The following is a 23,014-nucleotide window of genomic DNA, read 5'->3' on the forward strand; positions in this document are numbered from 1 at the left end:
TCCGCGTTCGCTCGTCCCAGTCATCCAATCACAGAACTAAGGACATCAAATGACTTTGAATCTTATACGGAAATTCATGCTTTCCGGCCTTTTCAGTGCCGTTGCTTTCTCCGCATCCGCTGAAACCTTCGTGTTCACAGCGATCCCCGATGAGGACGAAACCAAGCTTGTGGAGCGGTTCAAAGGCGTAGCCGACTATCTTTCGGACGAACTGAATGTGGACGTTCGGTATATTCCGGTCAAATCCTATGCGGCTGCTGTTTCTGCCTTCCGTAACAACCAGGTTCAACTGGCCTGGTTTGGCGGCCTCTCCGGCGTTCAGGCTCGCAGACTGGTTCCCGGTTCCGAGGCGATTGCTCAGGGCGTCGAGGACGAAGCGTTCCAGACCTACTTCATCGCCAACACCAGCACGGGCATTGAGCCGGCTGACGAGCTGTCGGCATTGGCGGAAGGTCTCAAAGATACCACGTTCACCTTCGGCTCGAAGGGTTCCACCTCCGGCCGCCTGATGCCCGAATTCTACATTCGCGAAACCTTCGGCGAACAGCCTGAGGACTTTTTCTCGCGGGTTGGTTTCAGCGGTAACCACACGCGCACCCTTCGTTTGGTCGAGGCGGGCACCTATGAAGCCGGGGCGTTGAACTTCCAGGTCTGGCAGAAAGAAGTTGAGGCCGGCAATGTCGATACCGATGCTGTTCAGGTTATCTGGGAGACCCCGGCTTACCCGGATTACCAATGGACGATCCGCGGCGACGTTAACGACCGCTTTGGAGAGGGATTCAAGGATCGTGTCAAAGAGGCCCTGCTGAACCTTGACGACAAGGCTCTTCTGGAGAGCTTCCCGCGTTCCGGCTTTATCCCGGCCTCCAATGACGATTACGAGCCGATCAGGAAGACTGCAGAAGAGATTGGAATTCTCGATTAATGTCAGGGTTCGATCTCTCAAGCCTGACGGCGTCCTTCGGCGGAGAGCGGGTGGTAGGCCCGCTCTCCCTGACCGTAAAACAGGGCGAGCACGTTGCCCTTGTCGGTAAGAGCGGTGCCGGTAAGTCGACACTGATACGATTAATTCATGAGCAGGTGAACCGGGATTCATCTCTGGTACCCCAGGAGCTGGGACTGGTTAACGCCCTACCCGTATTTCACAACGTGTTCATGGGCCAGCTGGATCGCCATTCAGTCTGGTACAACACGATGACTCTGCTAAGGCCGTTTTCGACCGACAGAACGGCGGTCAGGGAGCTGCTGGCAGATCTGGGAATGCCAGAGAAGCTGTGGATTCCGACGGCGTCCCTGTCCGGCGGCCAGCGCCAAAGGGTTGCGATAGCCAGAGCCATGTACCGGAATGCCGGATTGTTGCTGGCAGACGAGCCGGTCTCAGCGTTGGATGGACCCATGGCGCATCTGGTCATGAAACGCCTCAAGGAATATTTTTCGACCAGCGTAATTGCTCTTCACGATGTCGAGCTTGCACTGACGTACTGCAACAGGATAGTCGGAATTCAGGATGGCCAAGTTGCACTGGATGACACCAGCGAACGCCTGACGATCACTGACATCATGTCGCTCTACTAGGAACCGGCAGACCTTCATGCTTTCCTATCCGACGGTTCGAACCAGCCTTATTTTTCTCGCCATCGCGGTGGCGGGGTTATTCGCAGCGGACATCGCAATCACCGCATCGAATCCCTGGCAGGATCTGGGAAACTTCTTCCTCGGTGTTGTAACACCCAATTTCTTCAGTACCGAAGGCCTTATGACGGCGCTGCTGAGGACGGTTGCCTTTGCCTTTGTTGGCGTGGCACTGGGCAGTATTGCCGGCTTCATGCTGTCGCTCGTCTACCGTTTTTTACCGGTTCGAATCTTCTGCGCCTTTATCCGGGCCATTCACGAGCTCTTCTGGGCACTTATTTTCCTCCAGTTTTTTGGCTTTCACCCCTTAACCGGGGTGCTGGCCATTGCGATCCCCTACTCCGGCATCTTCGCCAAGGTGTATTCCGAAATCCTCGAGGAAGCGGATCCTGAGCCTGGCCGCCTTCTTCCCCCCGGTACCGGTGTAGTCGCAGCGTTTCTGTATACCCGTATCCCGGATTGCTGGGTCCAGCTCCGGACCTACACCGCTTATCGACTCGAATGTGGTCTGCGGTCAAGTGCCATTCTCGGCTTCGTCGGTTTGCCGACCCTGGGTTTCTACCTCGAGAGTTCGTTTTCCCAGGGGCTATACTCCGACGCCGGTGCAATGCTGATTCTGTTTTACGTCCTCATTGCGACCATGCCGCTGTGGGTAAAACCAAAGCTTCTGCCCGTTTATATACTCGGAGCACCATTTTTTCTTGGTGACGGGCTGCCAATCGTTTGGGGCAATGTGGAACGGTTCTTCACCCAGGACATCATTCCAAGCCCCATCAGGCAAGGTGAGGGACTTACTGGGCTGACCGCCTGGTTCGGGGACCTGATGGTTCACCAGGCCATACCGGGGATCTGGAATACGGTAATTCTCACGCAGATCGCGTTGGTCGGCACGGGCATTCTGGCCTTGTTGTTATTCCCGCTGATATCCAATCATTTCGGCGGGCCCATTCGCCGAACGTTCGGTCACGTATTTCTGGTTATTGCACGGTCGACACCGGAGTACATTCTCGCCTACATTCTGCTGCAGCTGTGGGGGCCTTCCATGCTCCCGGCGGTAGTCGCACTGGCGCTCCATAATGGTGGCATCATTGGCCACCTGATCGGTCGCCAGACCAATGCCATCCAACTGAGAAGCGATGCCCCTACTGGGTTCAATCGATACTCCTGGGAATTAGTGCCCAGGGTGTACCGGTCGTTCCTGGCGTTTCTGTTCTATCGGTGGGAAATCATCATGCGGGAAACGGCGATCCTGGGGATTCTTGGCATCTACACCCTGGGATTTTACGTCGACAGCGCCATCCAGAATATCCAGTTTGATCGGGCGATGGTGCTGATTCTGATTACCGCGCTGCTCAATATTGGCGTAGATACTCTCGGTCGCTATATTCGCCGTAAACTGGCTCTGCAAACCATGCCCACCTGTTAACCGCCCTCCCTGAAGGGTGCTTCTACAATCCGTGCACAGCAAAAAGCCGGGACAAGCCCGGCTTTGAGTCACTGCACTCAGCTTTGATCAGCTACGGCGACGACGTGACACACCAAATCCTGCCAGGCCGAGGCCAAGCAGTGCCAGTGTTGAAGGCTCCGGAACGGAAACCTCGAACTGCTGGTACACGCCACCGGCCCGGTTCTCGAGGACCAGGGCGTCGGTAGAGGAGTAACCATCACCAATATAGATCCCGGCAGAGGTCGTACCGGGGTCGGTCAGGACCGGAGTCAGGCCCGCGAACAGGCTTGAGCCGAGCGAGAATTGTAGCAACTCAATTCCACCTGCCAGGGTGAAATTGAAGCCGTCGACACCACCGGTCGCGTTAGTTGCCGCGGTCCAGGTGATGAAATCAGAGGTGCCGGTGCTGAAATCCGTCATGGTGTCTGCGTGGGGACCGGAGGATTCAAAACCGAAGGACTCATAGGTACCGAGGTTCTGGTTTTCGAACTCCAGATCGCCGAACCATTCTACCGTGTTATCGGCATCGACAGCCCCTGGCGCCAGCCAGCGGACGAACCAGTTACTGGTATTGTTAAGATCGTTCCAGATGTAATAGCCAGCCCCTTGATCCAGGGCAAGGTCACCGTCTGAGGTGGTGCTTCCACTGTACTGCGGCGTTGCCAGCGCGGCGCTTGCTGAAGCTGCAAATACGAAACCAAGTGCCGTTCTTTTAAAATCCATCAACATTCTCCGTGAACGCTTTGATTACTCCCTGTGCAGCCCGGCTGTCTCAGTAAGACCCGCAGCTTTCCGTCCCACCCTCACGGGTGGTTTGGCTACAGTGGGGAGTCATAGCCAGATCCATGCCAGGTGCTCAAAGCCCAGGAAATAGCGGCTCAACAGGTACATCAAAGCGAAGACTGTAAATTTTTTTGACACATAGGTGTAAAGCTGGTGAAACAGTTCACATACCAGCTCCAGTCTGTAAACATTCCCGACACAACTGCTCCGGGAGCGCTTTATGACCCTCATCACAGTTCCGTCATTCGGGCCAATTTTTAGGCTTATTCTGACAAGCGGTAGCATCCCCTTGGCGCTTACATTTCGTTACACTCTGATTACATTTTGCAGTGTTCAGGGCAGCGTGAATCATGACGGACGGGGTGGTTTTCATAATCCAGGTTGGCTTGGTAGCACTTGTGCTACTGATGGCATTTCGCATGGTGACGCTGGTTCGGGCTGCTCCGGTAACTGAGAATGTTACCCGCGACGAAGTTGCACCCGTGCCGGTCAGACGAACACCCGCAGCGCGACAAGTAGCCGGCGCCGATCGAACGGAGCTACTGACCCAGTTGCATATTCTTGCCGGACTTCAGGAAAGGGATTGTCGTGTGAAAGGGCTGGAACTTGGCGACGCGCCAGAGGCGGTTCGGGACTACGCAGCTGTGTGGCTTTATGGCGCGGCCTGTGCCCTGTGTGACACGCCCGCACGACATTCCGAATCACTGGCCGGGCTGGCCGCTCATATTGCAAGCCGAAAAATCGGAATCCGGCAGCCGCAGGCGCTACAGGCAATTTCAACCCTGACGCAAAGCAGTATTCTTCTGGCGTGCTATCGCGGAGGGCTGGAGGGTGCGGAATTCTGGCGGCAGCATCATTACGTGACGCCGGGCGACAGTCTTTATGAGGCCATTACCGCCAATGCGTTTATTTGACAGCCGGTTGATCGGGCGTCGAGTCCAGTGCCCAGTTCGTGCCCAATTGAACTGATTCCGAGGCGTCCGGCTGAGTCACTGGCACCCCTCCGATCCCAGGCCGGGTAAAACCGCCCTCTTCCGTATTCTTCATGCTGTCGACGTCGACGGACCGGACCACATAAGCGGTTCCGTCCGACACGACTCTGGCCCGATGGGTCAGGCCAAACACAAACCGGCAGTAATCCAGCTTCAACTGCACCAGATCCTGCTCCGCCTTTCGGATTTTGCGCAGCAGTACCTTCTGAACGCTATCTCCGTAATTCATCGTGTCTTCCCTGATGTCAGCAATAAGTGACTGGAATTTTACACGATATGGGGGCCTTGTCAGCTCTGCCAAACGAGTGTTTTGAGGCCAATCACAGATGACGGGCCTGAAACACCAGCTTCACCGGAATGCCTTTCAGTCGTTCCTGGCCCTGCTGTAGATCTACTCGCCAGACCATCTCCTCTCCGGTACTGCAGATGGGAGCATTGAAACGCGCGACATAAGTGCCATCGACCTGACGGCGCAACGGCACCGGGTATTCGCCCATATACATGGACTCCCCCCTGAGAACTGCCAGGAATCGTTCGGGTGGCTCGGGCGAGACGACCGTGAGTCGATATTCGGTGTCCTGGCCGTCGGTATCCAGGACCTCCAGATCTACCGTCCAAAGCCCGGACCTGCTCGACCAGGAACAACTTTCCGCTAACAGGTCGCACGGCACGTTGGGCCCACCCCACTCTTCCTGGCCGTTGTTGCTTAACATTCGGGGGACGAACACCGCCGTTGCGACCAACGCCAGTATCAATCCCACAGTCATCGCTGCTCGTAACATTCTCGTACCTCGATTCCGGACCGCCGCATTATGAGCGCTATGCGGAGACAGGCAAAGCTTTCTAAACTGGCGTCAGTCATGAGAAAATACCGCGCTTTCATTTTTACCCATTCTACAGACAGGATACGCCCGTGCAGCCGGACATTTCCGTAAAGCACCTCAGCAAGGTCTATGGCGACGGTTTCCAGGCATTGAAGGACATCAATCTGGAGATCAACCGCGGTGAGATCTTTGCCCTGCTCGGCCCGAACGGAGCCGGCAAAACGACCCTGATCAGTATTATCTGCGGCATCGTGAACCTCTCCGAGGGCGAAGTGAAAGCCGCTGGCCATGACATTGTGCGCGAGTATCGCAAGGCCCGGCAGTCAATTGGCCTGGTGCCGCAGGAACTGAATACGGACTCCTTCGAGACAGTCTGGGACGCGGTTTCCTTCAGCCGTGGCCTGTTTGGGAAGGCACCCAAGCCGACTCATATCGAGAAGGTACTGAAAGACCTGTCGCTCTGGGATAAGCGCAACAACCGCATCATGTCACTTTCCGGCGGCATGAAGCGCCGGGTGATGATTGCCAAGGCACTTTCCCACGAACCCCAGATTCTTTTCCTTGATGAACCAACCGCTGGCGTCGACGTGGAACTGCGCCGGGACATGTGGGAAATGGTTCGCAAACTCCGGGAGAACGGCGTCACCATCATTCTTACCACGCACTACATCGAGGAAGCTGAGGAAATGGCCGACAGGATCGGCGTGATCCGCGACGGTGAAATCATCCTCGTGGAGGAAAAAGACCGCCTGATGAGTAAGCTCGGCAAGAAAGAACTGCGACTGCAATTGCAGAGCAAGCTCGACGGCATGCCGGGCGAATTGACGCTGGAGCCCATTGAGCTCTCAGACGACGGTTACGAGCTGATTTACACCTTCGATTCCCAGCAGGAGCAGGCAGGCGTCGCACGCTTGCTGCGCACCCTGGGTGACCTGGGTATCGAGTACCGGGATCTTCAGACCCGGGAAAGCTCCCTGGAAGAGATCTTTGTCGGCCTCGTGCACGAATAGCCACGACCGATTCACTGGAGAAAGGCATGAACCTCTACGGCGTCCGCGCAATCTACAACTTTGAAATGGCCCGCATGAAACGCACCCTGATGCAGAGTGTGCTGTCTCCGGTCATCTCCACCTGCCTGTATTTCGTGGTATTCGGCTCGGCCATCGGATCGCGCATGGGAGACATCGACAACATCAGCTACGGGGCCTACATCATTCCCGGCCTGGTGATGCTGTCACTGCTGATGCAGAGTATCTCCAACGCCTCTTTCGGCATATACATGCCGAAGTTTTCAGGGACCATCTACGAGGTTCTCTCGGCTCCGGTATCTTACGTGGAGGTGGTACTCGGGTACGTCGGAGCTGCCGCCACCAAGTCTGTCATCCTTGGCCTGATCATACTGGCCACCGCACGCCTGTTCGTGGATTACGACGTACTTCATCCGTTCTGGATGGTGTCCTTCCTCATTCTTACCTCGGTCACTTTCAGTCTGTTTGGGTTCATTATTGGCATCTGGGCGGACGGCTTCGAAAAACTGCAGATCGTGCCCATGATGATCGTGACGCCCCTGGTATTTCTCGGCGGCACCTTCTATTCCATCGACATGCTGCCATCGATCTGGCAGACCATCAGCCTGTTCAACCCGGTGGTTTATCTGATCAGCGGCTTTCGCTGGGCCTTCTACGGAGTGTCTGACGTGCACGTGGGAATCAGCGTTGGTATGACTCTGGTCTTCCTCAGCGCGTGCATGCTGGCTGTCTGGTATATCTTTAAAACCGGTTACCGACTGCGCTCATGAAGAGACACATTGGCACTTCATTACTGGCCCTGCTGCTGGTTTCGCTGGTCTCGGCCTGCTCGGCCGACCCAAGCGTGCCCCAGCCCCGGCTACCGCTGTCGGAGGCATGCTTTATTACGCAGGATGGCACTGTGCCAGTGATGCTGGAGGTCGCCGACGATTTCAGTCAGCGGCAGAAGGGGCTGATGGGGCGCAAATCCCTGGGCGATCGTGAGGGCATGTTGTTCGTTTATGACCGGCCCCGGAGCCCCCACCACGGCTTCTGGATGTACAAGACTCTCATTGCCCTGGACATCGCCTACCTTGGCCCGGCTGGAGAAATCGGCAGTATTCGGAAGATGGCACCGTGCAGTTCAAAAAACGCGGGAAACTGCCCCTCCTACCCGGCCGGAATTGCGTTCACCTCCGCGGTCGAGATGAACCGGGACTTCTTCTCGACGCATGGCATCGCGGTCGGTGACCGTCTGGCGGTCGGCGCAGCGAACTGCCCCTCGGACTGAACGCTGCCTTCGCCTCAACTATCCTTCCAGTCCGGTTTGCGCTTCTCCAGGAACGCACAGATGCCCTCCTGGGCATCATTGGCCTGCATGTTGTCCGCCATCACGGTTGACGTGAATTCGTAGGCCTCCGCCAGGGGCATTTCCAACTGCCGGTAAAACGCTTCCTTGCCGACTTTCAGCGTGTATCCGGACTTGTCCGCAATGGTCCTTGCCAACCCGTAGACCGTCTCGTCCAGAACCTGCTCATCCACCGACCGATTCACCAGACCAATGGCCTCGGCCCTCACTGCGCCGATCATCTCACCGGTCAGCAACATTTCCATGGCGTGTTTGCGCGACACGTTCCTGGAAAGCGCCACCATCGGCGTCGAGCAGAACAGGCCAATATTAACCCCCGGCGTCGCAAAACGAGCGGTATCCGCCGCCACGGCGAGATCGCAACTGGCCACCAACTGGCAGCCTGCGGCGGTGGCCACCCCGGCGACGCGCGCAATCACCGGTTTCGGAAGGGACACAATCTGCTGCATGACCTTGCTGCACTGGTTGAACAGGGCCAGCTGAAAATCCGGATTATCGAATTGCTCACGGATCTCCCTCAAATCATGCCCCGCACAGAACACACTCCCATGAGAGGCCAGAACCACCACACGGGTTTCTGTATCCCCGGCAATGGCGTCCAGCTCTTCGGACAGCGCCTCAAGCATGGCCATCGAGAGGCTGTTCCGACTCTTGGGCTGATTCAGCGTGAGCGTAGTGATCCCGCTATCACTGTATTTGCGAACCAGTGGTTCTTCTTCAGACATCATGATTCGTTCCTCTTACCGCGGATCTGGAATTACACTCATTCGATAACTCAGTATTAACCAGGTGCGGGTAACTGTCGAAGCGACTTTTGTAGAACGCTCAGGAATTTACCGGAGGGGTTGGGTTTTACTCCCCAGCCCCGCACGTACGTACTAAGGTGTACTTTGACAAAGGAGCAATTCATGTCCAAATCGACGATCCTTCGTGCTCTGGTTGCCATTGCTATCATTGGAGGTGGGATACTGGTGATCATGGAGGACGAACCGGAACCGCCAACTGGCGACATCAACAGTATTGAACCACTTCCGAAACAGGATAATCCTTGACCAAACCACAACGCATATACCTGGCCGGTCCCGAGGTGTTTTTTCCCGAGACCGAGCACCGGCGTATTGTCTCCAGCAAAAAACGCCTGCTGGCTACCTATGGTCTTGAGGGCGTAGACCCTCTGGACACGACACTGGAAGCGTCCGGCAGCGAATCGTCGCAGGCCCTGGGATTCCGGATCTACCGGGCCAACCGCGAATTGATGGCCAACTGCCAGGGGGTCATTGCCAACCTCACCCCGTTCCGCGGCATCAGCGCTGACCCGGGCACCGTTTTCGAGGTTGGCTACATGATCGCCCAGGGCAAAGCCGCGTTCGGGTACACCATGGATCCGAGAAACTATTTCGAGCGGGCGAACGCCTCCCCGACCGACAGCCTCGGCCATACCATAGAAAATTTCGGGCTCAGCGATAACCTGATGATCGAATGCGGTATTGTGGAGGCCGGAGGCGAGATCATCCGGGGGAACGGCGCCTCACAACATCTGTTCTATGATGACGACGTATTTGAGCACTGCGTCCGCACCCTCATCCAACGGTTCGCGTAAAGCAAAGAGTCTTATGAGCGACAGAAAAGCCCAACGCCGGCAACTACAGAAGCAACTTGCCGAAGCGGATTCCTACCAACAGTGGTACACCACCGCCGAAAAGCTGGATGAGCTGGACGGTACATTGGCCTGGCGCGAGGAGGTCGGCTGTGAACTGCTGCATGAAAAGCTGATCAGAGATCACATTACGGCCATGGCCCGCTGCCGAAAGCGAGGTGACACAAGGGGGTTGACCCGTGTCCTGCAGGAAAGCGTCTACCGCCATCTTGGAGAGATCGCCAATCCGGATTTGTACGCCGTCGCCTGGACCGGCACCAAGATTCTGGTCACGGAATTCCTGGACGAAGTCGAACGATCAATGAACTTCGTCTGTGACCATGAGATGCCCGGCATTTCGACGGAGCAGAAACTGCGAATGTTCCGGGATGCCGAGCGCGTATATGGCCGGCCGGCGCTGATGCTGAGCGGCGGCGCGGCTTTCGGGATCTATCATATTGGCGTTACCCGGGCACTGTGGGAGGCAGGGCTGCTCCCCGATGTGATTGCCGGCTCCAGCATGGGAGCCGTCGTTGCCGGCGCCATCTGCACCCGGAACAAGCGCGAGCTTGAAACCTTTTTCACTGACCCAGATGGTATTCACCTCGACGCCTTCCGTTGGCTTGAACCGGAGCGCATCTGGCGCAAGAAACACGCCATGGATCCTTCCCACCTGCTGGACCACATCCGGACCAACATCGGCAGTACCAGCTTCAAGGAAGCCGAGGCGCACAGCGGGCGAACCCTGAACATCTCGGTATCGCCTACCCGAACCCGACAAAAACCACGACTGCTGAACAGCCTCAGTTCGCCCGAGGTTCTGGTGGATTCTGCCATCCTGGCGTCCTGCGCCGTACCGGCCATTTATCCTCCGGTGACCTTGCAGGCCCGGGAACTTGAAAAAGGGCCCAAAGCCTCCAAGCCCTACATGCCCACCGAGCGCTGGATTGATGGCAGCGTGCACGGTGACCTGCCGCTGATGCGAATGGCGCGTCTGCACAACGTGAACCGGACCATCGTTAGTCAGGCCAACCCCCACGTGGTGCCGTTCATCAGCCATCACCATGAGCGCGGGCCCAAAGCCACACTGAAACAGGCGGCCGCTTCCATGGCCCATGCACAGGTTGCAACCGCGCTCAAACTCAGCCGCAATTCAGCGCCGTCGTCGGTCATTCGTCCGCTATTGGAACAGGCCCATGCGATGACCACCCAAACCTATCTCGGCGACATAAATGTCCATTTCCCGTTTCGGCCCCTGCTGTACCGGAAAGTGTTATCAAACCCCAGCCGGGCAGACCTCGACATGTTCATTCGACTGGGCGAACAAGCCACCTGGCCACGCTTGGCGATGATTCGGGACCAGACCCGGATAAGTCGAACCTTCGCTGACTGCATCGCCCGGCTCGAAGCGGCAATGAGTGATCGGCAGACCGGGACGGAGTAGCCTTTTGCAAACAACCAGAATCAAGGGACTGACCATTGCGGCGATCGGCGTGCTGTTCATCACGCCAGATGCCCTGCTGGTCAAGATCACCTCCGTGGACCCGGTTGTGTTTCTGTTCTGGCGCGGCCTGTTGCTGGCAATCAGCTTTCTGGTCATCAACGGCGTTCGTTACCGGTCCGGCCTTATGTCGGAAATGCGAAAATGTGGTTGGAAAGGATTGTTCTGCGCCGCCGCATTTGCGATGAGCACCCTGGGTTTCGTGGTGGGCATGAAGAATACGGCCGCGGGGAATGTGCTTGTTATTCTGAATACCGCACCGGTGATCGCCGCGGTGATTGCCTGGCTGATCTGGAAGGAAACCCTGCCACTGAGAACCTGGGTGATCATCATCGTTTGTGTCACCGGCGCCACCATCATGGCGATTAGCGAGCTAGGCCGCGGCGAACCACTCGGGCTATTCATGGCATTCCTCGCAGCAACGGCATTGGCATCCAACCTCAACGTCGCCCGTTCCAAGCCGGACGCCGACATGAGCGTGATGCTGATGTTCGGTGCCTTGATGGTAGCGGGTGCAGCAGCCCTGGTCGGGGGCGTTCAGATTCCCTCCCTTCGTGACAGCCTCTTCATCGCCCTGCTCTGCCTGGTTTTCCTACCCGTGGCAGCGACGCTGATCCAGATTGGCCCTCGGTACATCCCGGCTGCTGAAGTGAGCATGATGCTGCTGCTCGAAACCATCATCGGTGCCTTTCTGGTCTGGCTGTTCCTGGGCGAAGTTCCGACACCCCTTAGCCTGGTTGGAGGGCTCATCGTGCTCTCCGCTTTGGCCACCCACGGCTGGATTGAAGTAACGCGGTATCGCTCGATCAAAACCCAGACTTCGGAATAACCCAGCCGCTGGCTAAAAGGTCTCCTTGAAAAGCAATGCGTCTTACTGCGGAGGCACCAGAACAAAGTTCCCAAAATGGGTTTTCTTGAGAAATTCCTTCTGCGCCGTTGCGATGTCTTTCAGCTCAAAGGCTTTTGCAACCAGCGGCCGTATCTCACCCTTTTCAATGTATTCAATGAGGTTTGAAAAGACGGGTTCATCCCAGGCGGTACAACCGATCAAGGTCAGATCCTTGAGGTAGAAGTCACGCATATCGATGGTCGTAATCGGCCCCGCAATGGCGCCAGACGAAGCATACCGGCCGCCACGCGCCATCAACTTCAGGAGCTGCCCGAATTGCTCACCCGCAACATTGTCGATAACCACATCCACAGACGAATCCCCAAGCTCCGCGCTCAGGTCCGAGTCCCGGGGAAGCACCTGGTCAGCCCCAAGGCCCCGGACCAAATCAAGCTTGCCGGCTCCCGCGATGGCCACAACCTGAGCGCCCCGACGCTTGGCCAGTTGAACGAGCGCCGATCCCACGCCACCGGACGCCCCTGTTACCAATACGCGGTCATCTGCACTAACGCCCGTTCGGTGCAGCATGTTTTCCGCCGTCCCGTAGGCACAGGGAATGGTCGCAAGCTCCACGTCGCTCCAATCGCAATCGATTTCAAACACCTCGCTTTCCGGCACCTTGACGTATTGGGCGAAGGCGCCATCAAAATCCGAGGCCATCCAAAGGTTTTCCAGGGAATCAAAGCCATTTACGCGCATACAGGCCCTGACAAGAACCCGCTTTCCGGTATCCGGCCGAGTTACACCCTCGCCCCTGGCAGTAACCTCACCACAGCAATCCGTACCCTGAATCAAGGGAAAAGGCGTTGTTTCATTCCAGCCACCATCCTCGATCTCGGACTCGCCGGCGGTCTCCGATAGCTGCTCAGTACCACCCTCGACCGATGAAGAGTACCAACCAAGGCGCGTGTTGATTTCGGTGTTATTAACCCCCGCCGCCAGAACCCGGAGCAACACCTCACCCGGCCCCGGCACGGGAATCGGAACATCGCAGTAGTCCAGTTGTTCGTATCCGCCGTTGCCCTTGGTTACCACGGCTTTCATCGTCGGCTGATCGCCAGGAATATCGAAGCGGTTCGGGCTGTTTCTGCGGAGATAACCTAAATCAGACATGCAAATTCCAGAGTGCGTGGGAATAGTTTGGCTGGCGAGGACCCCTCGGGAACATTCAGCCGATAGTACAAGCTACTCTGATTTACAGAGATGACGAACACAAGAGCTGTGAGTGATTGATAATTGGGAGCAGCCAATGGTCGAAAGGTAACGAGCGAATATCCCGTTGACGACCTTAACAATGCATCTATTTGGAACTGGTGCTCCGGGCCGGAATCGAACCGGCACGACCGTGAGGTCGAGAGATTTTAAGTTATTAGAGTCCTTCTTTGAAGAAATTGGACTAGGTTTTAATAAGCACTATAAAACAGTGCCTTATGGATAATTACTAGAAATCTTTGTTTGCGGTTGTTTGAAGAAATCCGCTAGAATTTGACCGATTTTGTCTACATAGTGTCTACATGAAGACACAAGGGACTTTCTGACGAATTCGAGTGGAGCCCCACCTTTGCGAATCACCAAGAGCTTTGTTGATAAAGTGCCCCTCCCTGAGATCGGCCAGGACGGTAAATCCACCCAGGCCTTTTATCGGGATTCGGTCATTGCCGGGTTCGGTCTGCGAGTGACCAGCGGCGGCGCCAAATCGTTCATTGTCGAAAAGCGTGTCGATGGCCGGGTGAAGCGCAAGACCCTGGGCCGGTATGGCAACCTGACCGTCGAGCAGGCCAGGAAGGAAGCTCAAAAGTTCCTGGGCCAGGTTGCCTCTGGCATCGACCCCATCCGGGAGGTTAAGGAGCGACGGGCCAAACGCATTACCCTAAGCGATGCCTTTCAGGACTACCTCGCTACCCGAAAGAACCTGAAGCCGAACACCCTTAACGACTACAACCGGTCCATGAACGAAATGTTCAAGGACTGGCAGACCAAATCGCTCAGCGACATTTCCCGCGATATGGTTATAAGCCGTCATGCCGAATACGGAGCCCGCAGCCCTGCCCGCGCCGATAACGGGATGCGAATCCTCCGGGCGATCTTTAATCACGCCCTGCAACGCTACCAGGACGCCTCCGGTAAGCCGTTCCTCGTGGCAAACCCGGTAGACGTACTCAGCCACCAGCGGGCTTGGTACAAAGTTGAGCGGCGGCAAACGCTGATCAAGGATCACCAGTTAAAGCCTTGGTACGATGCCACCATGCAGCTCAATAATCAGACCACGCGAGATTACCTGCATTTGATTCTGTTGACTGGCCTACGGCGGACCGAGGCGGCCACCCTCACCTGGGAGCAAATCGACTTTAAAGAGAAGACGCTGACCATTACCGCCACCAAAAACAACCGAATTCACCGATTGCCGTTCAGTGATGCCATTGAGGCACTCTTGACGCGGCGACACGAGGAACGATCCAGCCCCTTTGTCTTCCCCAGCGATGCCGAACGCGGTCACCTTTCCGAACCCAGAACGGCTATTGCCCGGGTGACCAAGCTATCCGGGGTGAGTTTCACTTTGCATGACTTGCGGCGAACCTTTATCACCGCTGCCGAACGGCTGGATATTCCGGCCTACGCCCTCAAGCGCCTTATCAATCACAAAGACCCCAATGACGTTACCGAGGGCTATATCATCTTTGACGTTGAGCGTCTGCGGGTTCCCATGCAGAAGATTACTGATTTCTTTCTCACCAAAGCGGAACTGACCGAAGATCAGGAATCCGAAGAAATGGAGCAGCAGTAACGATGTTAATGGACTTTGACCACCTGAGTATTTGGGAGATTGCCCACCGCTGGCACGATGTAGACCCGAACACTTCTGACCCTCAAGCCCTTCCTCTACCGGTTCAAGACTTGCTCCGGGTGATCACCAATATGCAGGCCCGACAGTTCATGCCGGTCCTCAAAAAAAGCGGCGTTCAACTGAAGAACGAACAAAACTTTATTTCATTTGAGGCCTTCCTGTCCCAAGCAGAAAAGCCAGAGAACCTGGAAAACCAAGACCTCTGGTTAACCCAGGTTCGGGAAGACTATTTCGAGCAGCAAGACCGATGGTGCGCAAAGCATAATGAGGCCACTGAAGGGCTGGATCAGTGTTTTAGAGGCCGTGTCTTTGACAAGAAGAAGCTTGAAGGCATCCACCTAGACCGTAGTGCTATTCGGGCGTTTTGTAGAGAAAAAGGACTGAAACTGCCCGGTTTCTGGTTTACAAAGGGTGAAAAGCAAAGTTTTGACGACGAATCGAATCAGGATGAGCCCGAGTTAGCGGGAGGCGGGAAAATAAGGCAAGACGAAGCCGACAGATTCTGGAATCGTTTAACAAATGCTCAAAAGCACCGCATCCTGAGTCGGGAAATTGCACAGGTGCTCTGGCACGAAAATCCAAATTTAACCCAAGCAGCCATCATCGACCATAGCGCTATTCGAGAATATGCCGGTGCCAAGTTTTACAGCGACCCAAACACTGTCCGTAGCTGGATAAGAGATCTCGACCCCCGCCCCGAGGACAAGAGACGTGGGCGCCCCAAAGACAATTAACGAAACGTCCGATCTTATTTAAAAAAGCTTATCTTCGACGAGATTGGATTCCGAGTTGTAATGCTGATAATAAATAGGAATGCGGAACTTGTCCCGCAAGTGCTCCAAATAATTCGCCGAATCAGAGGTTATATGGGCGGGCGATACGATTACTAGCTTGTCCGCCAAATTCTCGTTAGGAAAGTATGAATACTCCAGCAACTGAGGGAGTGCATCCCGAATACAACCAAGGGCCGAAGCAGACGTTTTGATTTCATAAAAAACGTAACCGCCCACCTCGGTCTTTCGGACAACATCGATTCGTTTTCCCTCAGGAGTGGATAACTCTGTTCCGGCAGAATTACTTCCGTAAGCGCGCACCAGCTGAAGGTAGAGAGCAAGTTGAATCTGGTTATGAAGGTCTGACCGCTCTCTTTGCTGCTCGGCGTAGCTAGCGGTGCCAGCGCCTTTCGAGGGGTTGTGGCCCGGGATAAAATTAAAGGTTCCCTTCCTGAACCTGGGCATTCCTGAATACTCCTGGAATTTATAGTATTCGGATCTAATCGGAGAGTCTTCGCGGGCAAACTGCCTTGGTTCGTCTTCTAACGAGACATCACTAACTTTGAACCTGATATTTACGAATTCGGAAGGATCGAATCGCAACAGATCCTGTTCGTTGCCCTCCACGTCTCTAATCTGTCCAGCCATCTCAGCTAGCCAGCCTTTGGATTCGTATTCTGCGTGTATCAAAGCGGAATCCTCCGGGCCGACAAGCTCCACGTTATTGATACAGCCGATCCACCAACGAATATTCTTCTCACTGTCTATCGTATAAAGATAGATTTTAAGTGCCTCTCCCGGAACCAGTACGCGTCTATCAGTATTGGCAGCCTGCAAAAATGCATAATGATAGCCATCAATAATCTTATCCAGATCGAACAGCCATTCCTCGTGCCCGTACCCGTTTTTGTATTCCCAGGTTTCGCGGTTTTTCGATTTGCCCTGCCGTCCAGAGGGACGACTCCAGTTCTTGGAGTTCCAGCAGATTCTTGCGACTTTTTCTTCCATGAGTTCCCCCAGATTTCATTGGAGATCCACCCGACAGGGTCGGAAACGGTGTTTTAGGGCTGAAAAAATATAGGTCCATCTTAGACCAGATATTACGATCGAGGCGAAACCAGCAATGTACCCCTGTCTTCTAACAAGCAAGCAGAGGTGCAAATTGTCCAATTCACTCTTTACCACCAAAGAAGCCGCCGAATACCTCGGCGTCAGCAAAGCCTTTCTTGAACGTGACCGCTGGGCCGGTGCCCGCATTCCCTACGTCAAAGTAGGGAGTCGTACCGTCCGGTATCGTCTGAGCGATCTCGAAGATTACATCGAAAAGCAGGTTCGGCTCTCAACTTCCCAGGTCGCGTGATGAGCCCATCACGTCAATCGTCGTTCCATAATTCGGAACCCGCACCTAATAGGGGTAGACCCCCCTACCCCCACCCGCTCCCCTCAGTCATACCAAGGGGTTTCGGTCAGGTACAAAGCTTGGGGGCTACCCCTACAGGTTCAGGTACAGTCTCTAGTTGGGCACACGCGTTCGGCCTAACCGTCACACCTGACAGTCAACAGACCAAGAGTCATTCGGTCCCAGACCGTCAACGGAGGGTTCAATGACGCCCTCAGACCAAAAGCAGTTCCGGTTCTATCGAACCAAGGGTCGACTCTACACCATTGGAACCCGCCAAACCCGAGTAGCGGTAACCCGGTTTCGGAAACGGTTCCCCCAGGTATTTCCCAAGCTTGAACCGCACCTGTACCTAATAGGTCAGGATAAGGGGTGCATTGCCTTGGAAATCGCTCTGGAAGATCTCGAATCGAAACTCAAGCGTCGCGACCTGAAATTCACGATAGACGATGCTCAGGTAAAAGACTTCGCACGATCCAGAGCTAAAGTTTGTGGCGAGACGAGTGCACGAATCAAAGACCCGGCCCAGGCGCTGAAAGCAATCAGTCAGCTTTTAGCTCGGTACTCGTTCGATCTACCCAAGAGCCAGACTGAGAAGGGCTGCATTGAACGAACCAAGAACGAAATCTGGTGGCGCCGGCTGATTAGGAAAGAACAAAAACGGGTGATGGATAACGTAGCCCGTGAGTGCGGGCTCATTTCCAAGAAAAAAGCTGTCTATGTGTCCGACTGGGGATTTAAGCTCCATCAGGAGCAGCTCACCCGTAACCGATCCCTGCTTGAAGAAATGATCGCGGTAAACGATCAGTGCCAGGAATATACCCTGGCGGAACTTTCTGCGCTCTCGGTTAGCAATCCATACGTTCGACGATCAGAGCTAATCGTTCGTGCTTCCGGGTTTGAAAAAATTGCCCAAGACCTCGGACACGCTGGGGTATTCCTAACGCTGACCACTCCCAGCAAATATCATCCGGTTAGAGTGACTGGGCAGGCGAACCCAAAATATAACCGATCGACACCTGGCGAAGCCCAAGCCTATCTGAATTCAGTTTGGTCGCGGATTCGGGCACAGCTAGACCGAGAAGAAATCCGAACCTATGGGCTGCGGATCGTCGAACCCCACCATGATGGAACCCCGCACTGGCACCTAATGCTATTTGTTGAGCCCGCCAACAAAGCACGACTCGTGGAAGTCATGAGCACATATGCCCTGCTGGAGGACGGCGACGAGGACGGAGCCGAAGAGGCGAGGTTTAAAGCTGTCGATATCGACTATGACCGTGGATCAGCTACTGGCTACATCGTTAAGTACATCTGTAAGAACATCGACGGCGAGTTTCAGGAAAACGGTGAAGATGCCGAAGACTGGTATGGGAACCTGGCTAAAGATGTTGCCGCCCGTGTTCGTGCCTGGGCCAGCATTCACGGTATCCGCCAATTCCAACAGATTGGGGGGCCGCCCGTGACCGTCTGGCGCGAATTACGACGCCTGGATCACACAAATGACGAACTGGTAGAGCAAGCCCGGCAAGCGGCGGATAAAAGCGATTGGGCAGGCTTTATCGAGGCAATGAATGGACCTTGTGCCAAGCGGGCCGACCAACCCATCAAAACAGCTAAATGGTTGGAGTTCGATCAGGAAACCGGAAAGTACCTAGACGACCCGGTTAACCAATACGGCGAACCTGCCAAGGGCAAGCTTTTTGGAATCTATGCCCGAGGCCAGTACTGGATAACACGGGCATTACGGTGGGAAATCAAGCGCCCGAAGAAGGCTGAACCCCAGATTGGTTCGGATGGCTCTTGGCTTGACCGGCTCAAGAAGCTGACTCAGTTACGTGAGGCGACACAAGCGGAAATCGACGCATTGCCCGACGACACCGCTTTTAACTGGGAGAAGCAGAATGCTGAGGTTCACCCGCCACCTTGGAGTTCTGTCAATAACTATACGTCTGATGAAATTCAGCGTGAGTCCCAGATCCTCATAAGTTCCGAAAACTTGATGTCAGAGCGAAGATTAGTATCAGACTCCCCAATCAAAGACAGAATTTTCTCAACGCCGTAAGGCCAAGAATCTACTTTTTGAGGCAAAATAGCATATAAAAGATTTAAAGTAGCCTTAGGGTGCTGACGAATTTGATTCTCAACTGGCGGATCATAGATTGGGAGGTTGATCAAACTTCCATCACATGGCATTAAAAGAGGAATAATGCTATTCACCATTTCATCCATTTTCGCACTTGATTTGATTGCGAGATCAAACAAATGGGCAGAACTATGTCTAGTTCTTACGAAAGATTGTAATGGCCAAACATTATTTACAAACCTAATCGATAAATGATGCCATGCTGATTTCGGTAACCCAATTACGGAAGATAAAGCACTAGCTAAAGAATCTAGGACATGGTTGCGCAACTGTTCTCCACCGCTAAGCAGAACAACGCGAAACTCCGTATCGGTTATCAAACTCTCCTCATTATTGCACGTACGCTTCCATCCATCTAAAAGAAGCAATGCAAGCTTTTGCCCATTCCTATCTTCTTGTAGGAGCCTGTCTTTAGAGCCTTCTAATATATCTCGTTTTAAAAAGGAGAAGAGTTGGGTTGGTATTTTCTGGCTGTGTAATAGGAAGCCGTACCAAGAAGAGTAATATTCGTTCTCGTCACTCGCCCGCAGACTTGGAAAAAGCGTTTTCACGGTCCAAGTAAGGTTTTCGTTAAAGAACCAGGGCAAATTTCTCATAAAAATCAATAATGAATATAGCCGAGAGTCACCTCCAAGCAACAACACCTCCTCGAACTTATTTAACCATCCTTGTCTAATTCCAAACGTTCCATCACCCTTATCAGCAACTCCAACTTTTAACAAAAATTGTGCAAGTGTTCCGGGTATCGAATTCAATGCTGCCATTACCAAATCAGAGCGGTCATCCTTGCTTACAATTGCGGAATGACTAACTTCCGGAAATTCAGCAAGAACCGAAACAATTTTATCCACAACTAGTTCATGTAAATTCGGACGTATGGCATCGTTCTCGCGAGATTTGTTTAACAAAAATCGGGAGAAAACTAGTAATATTTTTTTCAACTGTTCATTCGGCGCACTCACCAGCCGCCGCACGATCTGTTCATTTAACCGCTGTAACTCAACATCATGAGTGGAGGAGAGAAATTTTTCCCACGCGGCAACAGGGAACTCTCCTTGTTTTAACCGCAGAACTAGTGCCTTAAAAGCTCTCACCGGATGACGCTTCGAAAGTCCACCAAACGAATCGTTTTCAGTCAGAAAATCATGGTCACGCCCGTCAAGCTCTTTAGACTTGGCTATTATTTCGCCAATCGGTACTGCGAGCAGTGGATCGAAATTTTGATCATAGGTTACAAATCCTCCTGTTGTTTCGAGAGGATTAGCTGCCTTCTCTGCAAGGGTGTCGTCCCAATCAACAATACTGGCCTTTAAATCTCTCAGATAGTCTAATGCCGCTTTCTGAAATTGGCAGTTCTCCTTCGCCAGCCATGTTGTTCGAATAAGAACACTAAAAGAATCTCTCCGCTGAAAGCTAGCCATACTCTCGTCATTATTGCGGCTGGGGCCAGCGAGCATTCTTTCCTCAAGATATGCGCGCTGATCAACGCTTAATTCACTCCATCGATTTTTTATTGATACTAGAAGGTCTCCTTGACTCGCTAGAGACCAAAATTTTTTGTCGGAGAGAGATTCAAATACCTGAAAAGCCTCTAGTTGAGAAAAGAGAGTATTTTTACCGGCGGCCCATATGGAAATCCTTGAAGTTACAATTTCAGTACGCGAACTCCACTGGAGGACTTCTCGATGGGCAGATTTCGGATCAAAGCGCAGTAGTTTTTCTAGTAGACCTAAATACCTTCTTAAAACTGAAGAGTACCCTCTTTCTAATCTCTCTGGATCTAAATCTTGATAAAGTGGTTTTATATCGGCGAGACCTACGCCTCCGGTTTCTCTTTCCATTCCGTAGGCGAGCTCAAGGTTGCCGCGAATTTCACCTAAAGCTAAGGTGAGTTGATCTTCAGGAAATAGAATTTCATACGGTGGCTCAGGATATTTAACCTTGAAAAAACGTTGAAGGCTCTTTGGCAACTCAGAGTTATCTTTCGGTGGCAGCGAGGAATCTAGTCTGAAATTATCTAAATCTTTCCTCGGTCTGAGCGCTTGCGTTAGCTGCCGTACGACCCTATCGTTCCAACCGAAAATATCGATTTGTCGTCGTAAATCAAAAAACTTAGAGTTTTCATCTCGAATTGGACGACGCCATATTTCTATTAGATCCGAATAAAACCGGTAGGTAGCTTCACCCAATGCATCGAGGCGCCTACTAATTGAAAACTCTAATTTTTCCGTGAATACGGGATGCATAGCTTTTTGCTTTGAGGCCCACCATATAATAACGGGATCGGAACAATTGTTTATAACCCAGTCCGATAACGCCCTTATTCGCGGCGGAAGATCATCTCGAAGAAATGATCTCAAATCTCTAGCATTTGATTGATCCTCTAAAGAATCGAATTTATTAATTTTGAAAGCGTCCCAGGCATCACTTGGCACTTTTCGATTTACGAAGACTGCCTCCATATCTTCGATTACCGGCCTTATGTCCGATTCGATCCCAAATAGATCGAATGGATCCTGTTGACTTACATCCTCATCCTCATCGTCGAATGAAAGAAATCCAGGATTTGGAGGGGCGTACCTCATCTCTTTATCAAAAACACAGATCCAAGTTGTTGGGATGCTGTCGCCTGCTCTTGCGAATAGCTTTGCTCCATCCTCGAAGGAAACCAAATGACAAATGAGCCCGCGCTCATGGGAACTTATATTTTCTGGCCCCCGCCTCGCCAACTCAACAACCTCTTGCTTCCACGCATCCGGGTCTTTGGCGCGATAGGACCAGAGCTTTAGACTTTCCCAAAGCGCGGAGTGGCCGTCCGATTCATCATAGGGAATTGGGGTGACACCTCGATGCTCCCATCTAGCATCGATACCACTCTTCTCCTCTGACTGAAAAGCGTACATTTGCAGAGAATTCGTTTCAGTTTTTCGCAAAGCCTCCAAAAGATAATGAATAGGCGGGTCATCCGCCGCATAGCCGAGAAACACGACAATGAACTGCTCAGTAATCTCCCGAAAAAAGGAGGTTGCCCACCCTTCTGATAGGTAAGCTCTTCCAAATGATGAGCTCGAAAGGACAAAACCGTCTCCTTCCGCTCCATCGTAGTCAGAATTGGCCTTGCCATGGAGATAGACAATTCCATTCAGTTCACGCGCAACAGGAAGGTTTGGCAAATTAGGGGGCTGCCAACAAGAGATATCCTTGTCACAAAGATCAAACAACCGATCAAAATTCGTTGTTACAATCCTAACTGAACCTGACGGCGCAGTAGCCAGATCGACAATATACTGATGTGCTTCTGGATTATTGTTCTGGGGTCGTAGAGCCCTGGCCACGGCTCGCTCAATTAATGCCTCGTCAAATTCCCTTTCCAGAAGACCAAATATTCGATCGACTGGTATTAACCCGGGAACTCCAGTTCTTGCATCAATACCCGGAATCCCATCGTTATTATCTGTCGCTTTAACACCTTGAATCTCAGTAATCACCTTCCTTATTTGAGATCCATCGAGAACACCGAGCTCATCAATAACGCTAGATGCCAAGGTGATAAAATCAGGAAGCCGTGCGCGCGCCATCGAAATTCCTGCACCACAGAAAAAGACTACTCGCCCCTGGTCTCGCGCAAGTAACAGTTCATCAGGAATATCCGGTCCTTCGGAAATAAAACGCACAAGTAGCTCCGGTCAAAGGGTGGTGCACTGCAACTACTCAAAGCTTACTGATCGGATAAGAACGTGGCAAGATATGTCTACATAACGTCTACAACTT

The 23,014-nt window shown here is 53.3% G+C and carries 22 protein-coding genes, 1 tRNA gene and 1 riboswitch; of the genes, 15 read left to right on the forward strand and 8 right to left on the reverse strand.

Annotated elements, in window-relative coordinates; genetic code table 11:
* Nucleotides 1-49 precede the first annotated feature (49 nt).
* Genes KZO34_RS00985 through KZO34_RS00995 form a run of 3 tightly spaced genes read left to right on the forward strand, consistent with a single transcriptional unit; the run spans nt 50 to nt 3,058 of the window.
* Complete coding sequence (locus tag KZO34_RS00985; protein WP_219472462.1) at nt 50-925, forward strand: putative selenate ABC transporter substrate-binding protein; 876 nt, start codon at nt 50-52, stop codon at nt 923-925.
* Nucleotides 925-1,575: an ATP-binding cassette domain-containing protein gene (locus KZO34_RS00990; protein ID WP_219472463.1), complete on the forward strand. Its 651-nt coding sequence runs from the start codon at nt 925-927 to the stop codon at nt 1,573-1,575. Before KZO34_RS00985 ends, KZO34_RS00990 begins: the two co-directional genes overlap by 1 nt.
* A gap of 16 nt (nt 1,576-1,591) precedes the next feature.
* Nucleotides 1,592-3,058, forward strand: a complete 1,467-nt coding sequence (locus KZO34_RS00995) for a PhnE/PtxC family ABC transporter permease (protein WP_219472464.1) — start codon at nt 1,592-1,594, stop codon at nt 3,056-3,058.
* Between the two features lie 87 nt (nt 3,059-3,145).
* Here the strand turns inward: KZO34_RS00995 and KZO34_RS18575 are convergent, their stop codons facing one another.
* Entirely contained in the window at nt 3,146-3,802 is a 657-nt protein-coding gene (locus tag KZO34_RS18575) for a PEP-CTERM sorting domain-containing protein (RefSeq protein ID WP_257900128.1), read from the reverse strand.
* Between the two features lie 31 nt (nt 3,803-3,833).
* Nucleotides 3,834-3,908, reverse strand: a riboswitch (cyclic di-GMP riboswitch).
* Between the two features lie 361 nt (nt 3,909-4,269).
* On the opposite strand from KZO34_RS18575, the gene KZO34_RS01005 reads away from it, so the two are divergent.
* Nucleotides 4,270-4,776 carry a hypothetical protein gene (locus KZO34_RS01005; RefSeq protein ID WP_257900129.1) on the forward strand — a complete coding sequence of 169 codons (507 nt, stop codon included), beginning with the start codon at nt 4,270-4,272 and terminating at the stop codon, nt 4,774-4,776.
* On the opposite strand, the gene KZO34_RS01010 is transcribed toward KZO34_RS01005, so the two are convergent.
* Together KZO34_RS01010 and KZO34_RS01015 are read right to left on the reverse strand one after the other, a co-directional pair.
* Nucleotides 4,769-5,083 carry a hypothetical protein gene (locus KZO34_RS01010; RefSeq protein ID WP_219472466.1) on the reverse strand — a complete coding sequence of 105 codons (315 nt, stop codon included), beginning with the start codon at nt 5,081-5,083 and terminating at the stop codon, nt 4,769-4,771. The two genes, KZO34_RS01005 and KZO34_RS01010, sit on opposite strands and share 8 nt — an antisense overlap.
* Before the next feature lie 91 nt (nt 5,084-5,174).
* Nucleotides 5,175-5,636 (reverse strand): hypothetical protein, encoded by a 462-nt coding sequence (locus KZO34_RS01015; RefSeq protein WP_219472467.1) that lies wholly within the window; start codon nt 5,634-5,636, stop codon nt 5,175-5,177.
* A 131-nt stretch (nt 5,637-5,767) separates the two neighbouring features.
* Here KZO34_RS01015 and KZO34_RS01020 point away from each other — a divergent pair, with 131 nt between their 5' ends.
* The 3 genes from KZO34_RS01020 to KZO34_RS01030 are packed head-to-tail and all read left to right on the forward strand — an operon-like array spanning nt 5,768 to nt 7,976.
* Nucleotides 5,768-6,688 carry an ABC transporter ATP-binding protein gene (locus tag KZO34_RS01020; protein WP_219472468.1) on the forward strand — a complete coding sequence of 307 codons (921 nt, stop codon included), beginning with the start codon at nt 5,768-5,770 and terminating at the stop codon, nt 6,686-6,688.
* A 26-nt stretch (nt 6,689-6,714) separates the two neighbouring features.
* On the forward strand, nt 6,715-7,476 hold the full coding sequence (locus KZO34_RS01025; RefSeq protein WP_219472470.1) for an ABC transporter permease: 762 nt from the start codon (nt 6,715-6,717) through the stop codon (nt 7,474-7,476).
* Nucleotides 7,473-7,976: a DUF192 domain-containing protein gene (locus KZO34_RS01030; protein ID WP_219472472.1), complete on the forward strand. Its 504-nt coding sequence runs from the start codon at nt 7,473-7,475 to the stop codon at nt 7,974-7,976. Before KZO34_RS01025 ends, KZO34_RS01030 begins: the two co-directional genes overlap by 4 nt.
* A 14-nt stretch (nt 7,977-7,990) precedes the next feature.
* Here the strand turns inward: KZO34_RS01030 and KZO34_RS01035 are convergent, their stop codons facing one another.
* A complete protein-coding gene (locus KZO34_RS01035; RefSeq protein ID WP_219472474.1) occupies nt 7,991-8,782 on the reverse strand; it encodes an enoyl-CoA hydratase in 792 nt (263 codons plus the stop codon).
* 180 nt (nt 8,783-8,962) lie between these two features.
* Here KZO34_RS01035 and KZO34_RS01040 point away from each other — a divergent pair, with 180 nt between their 5' ends.
* The 4 genes from KZO34_RS01040 to KZO34_RS01055 are packed head-to-tail and all read left to right on the forward strand — an operon-like array spanning nt 8,963 to nt 12,020.
* Nucleotides 8,963-9,106, forward strand: coding sequence for a hypothetical protein (locus tag KZO34_RS01040; protein ID WP_219472476.1), 144 nt, complete (start codon nt 8,963-8,965; stop codon nt 9,104-9,106).
* Nucleotides 9,103-9,654, forward strand: coding sequence for a nucleoside 2-deoxyribosyltransferase (locus KZO34_RS01045; protein WP_219472478.1), 552 nt, complete (start codon nt 9,103-9,105; stop codon nt 9,652-9,654). The genes KZO34_RS01040 and KZO34_RS01045 overlap by 4 nt, the downstream gene beginning before the upstream one ends.
* 13 nt (nt 9,655-9,667) lie before the next feature.
* The gene (locus KZO34_RS01050) at nt 9,668-11,134 is read left to right on the forward strand and encodes a patatin-like phospholipase family protein (protein ID WP_219472481.1); all 1,467 of its coding nucleotides are present in this window, start codon (nt 9,668-9,670) and stop codon (nt 11,132-11,134) included.
* Between the two features lie 4 nt (nt 11,135-11,138).
* Entirely contained in the window at nt 11,139-12,020 is an 882-nt protein-coding gene (locus tag KZO34_RS01055) for a DMT family transporter (RefSeq protein ID WP_219472482.1), read from the forward strand.
* Nucleotides 12,021-12,062: 42 nt separating this feature from the next.
* Here KZO34_RS01055 and KZO34_RS01060 read toward each other — a convergent pair whose 3' ends face one another.
* Nucleotides 12,063-13,193, reverse strand: coding sequence for an alcohol dehydrogenase family protein (locus tag KZO34_RS01060; RefSeq protein WP_257900130.1), 1,131 nt, complete (start codon nt 13,191-13,193; stop codon nt 12,063-12,065).
* A gap of 198 nt (nt 13,194-13,391) precedes the next feature.
* A tRNA-OTHER gene (locus KZO34_RS01065) sits at nt 13,392-13,478 on the reverse strand.
* A 163-nt stretch (nt 13,479-13,641) separates the two neighbouring features.
* On the opposite strand from KZO34_RS01065, the gene KZO34_RS01070 reads away from it, so the two are divergent.
* A complete protein-coding gene (locus KZO34_RS01070) occupies nt 13,642-14,865 on the forward strand; it encodes a tyrosine-type recombinase/integrase (protein ID WP_219472484.1) in 1,224 nt (407 codons plus the stop codon).
* A gap of 2 nt (nt 14,866-14,867) precedes the next feature.
* A complete protein-coding gene (locus KZO34_RS01075; protein ID WP_219472487.1) occupies nt 14,868-15,659 on the forward strand; it encodes a hypothetical protein in 792 nt (263 codons plus the stop codon).
* 18 nt (nt 15,660-15,677) lie between these two features.
* On the opposite strand, the gene KZO34_RS01080 is transcribed toward KZO34_RS01075, so the two are convergent.
* Nucleotides 15,678-16,706: a hypothetical protein gene (locus KZO34_RS01080; protein ID WP_219472489.1), complete on the reverse strand. Its 1,029-nt coding sequence runs from the start codon at nt 16,704-16,706 to the stop codon at nt 15,678-15,680.
* Nucleotides 16,707-16,860: 154 nt separating this feature from the next.
* On the opposite strand from KZO34_RS01080, the gene KZO34_RS01085 reads away from it, so the two are divergent.
* Nucleotides 16,861-17,058 carry a helix-turn-helix transcriptional regulator gene (locus KZO34_RS01085; RefSeq protein WP_219472491.1) on the forward strand — a complete coding sequence of 66 codons (198 nt, stop codon included), beginning with the start codon at nt 16,861-16,863 and terminating at the stop codon, nt 17,056-17,058.
* A 421-nt stretch (nt 17,059-17,479) separates the two neighbouring features.
* Nucleotides 17,480-19,162: a replication endonuclease gene (locus KZO34_RS01090; protein ID WP_219472493.1), complete on the forward strand. Its 1,683-nt coding sequence runs from the start codon at nt 17,480-17,482 to the stop codon at nt 19,160-19,162.
* Here the strand turns inward: KZO34_RS01090 and KZO34_RS01095 are convergent.
* Nucleotides 19,060-22,917: an SIR2 family protein gene (locus KZO34_RS01095; protein ID WP_219472495.1), complete on the reverse strand. Its 3,858-nt coding sequence runs from the start codon at nt 22,915-22,917 to the stop codon at nt 19,060-19,062. The genes KZO34_RS01090 and KZO34_RS01095 overlap by 103 nt on opposite strands.
* Between the last annotated feature and the right edge of the window lie 97 nt (nt 22,918-23,014).

Source organism: Marinobacter sp. F4206 (assembly GCF_019392195.1).
In the GTDB taxonomy this organism is placed as follows: domain Bacteria; phylum Pseudomonadota; class Gammaproteobacteria; order Pseudomonadales; family Oleiphilaceae; genus Marinobacter.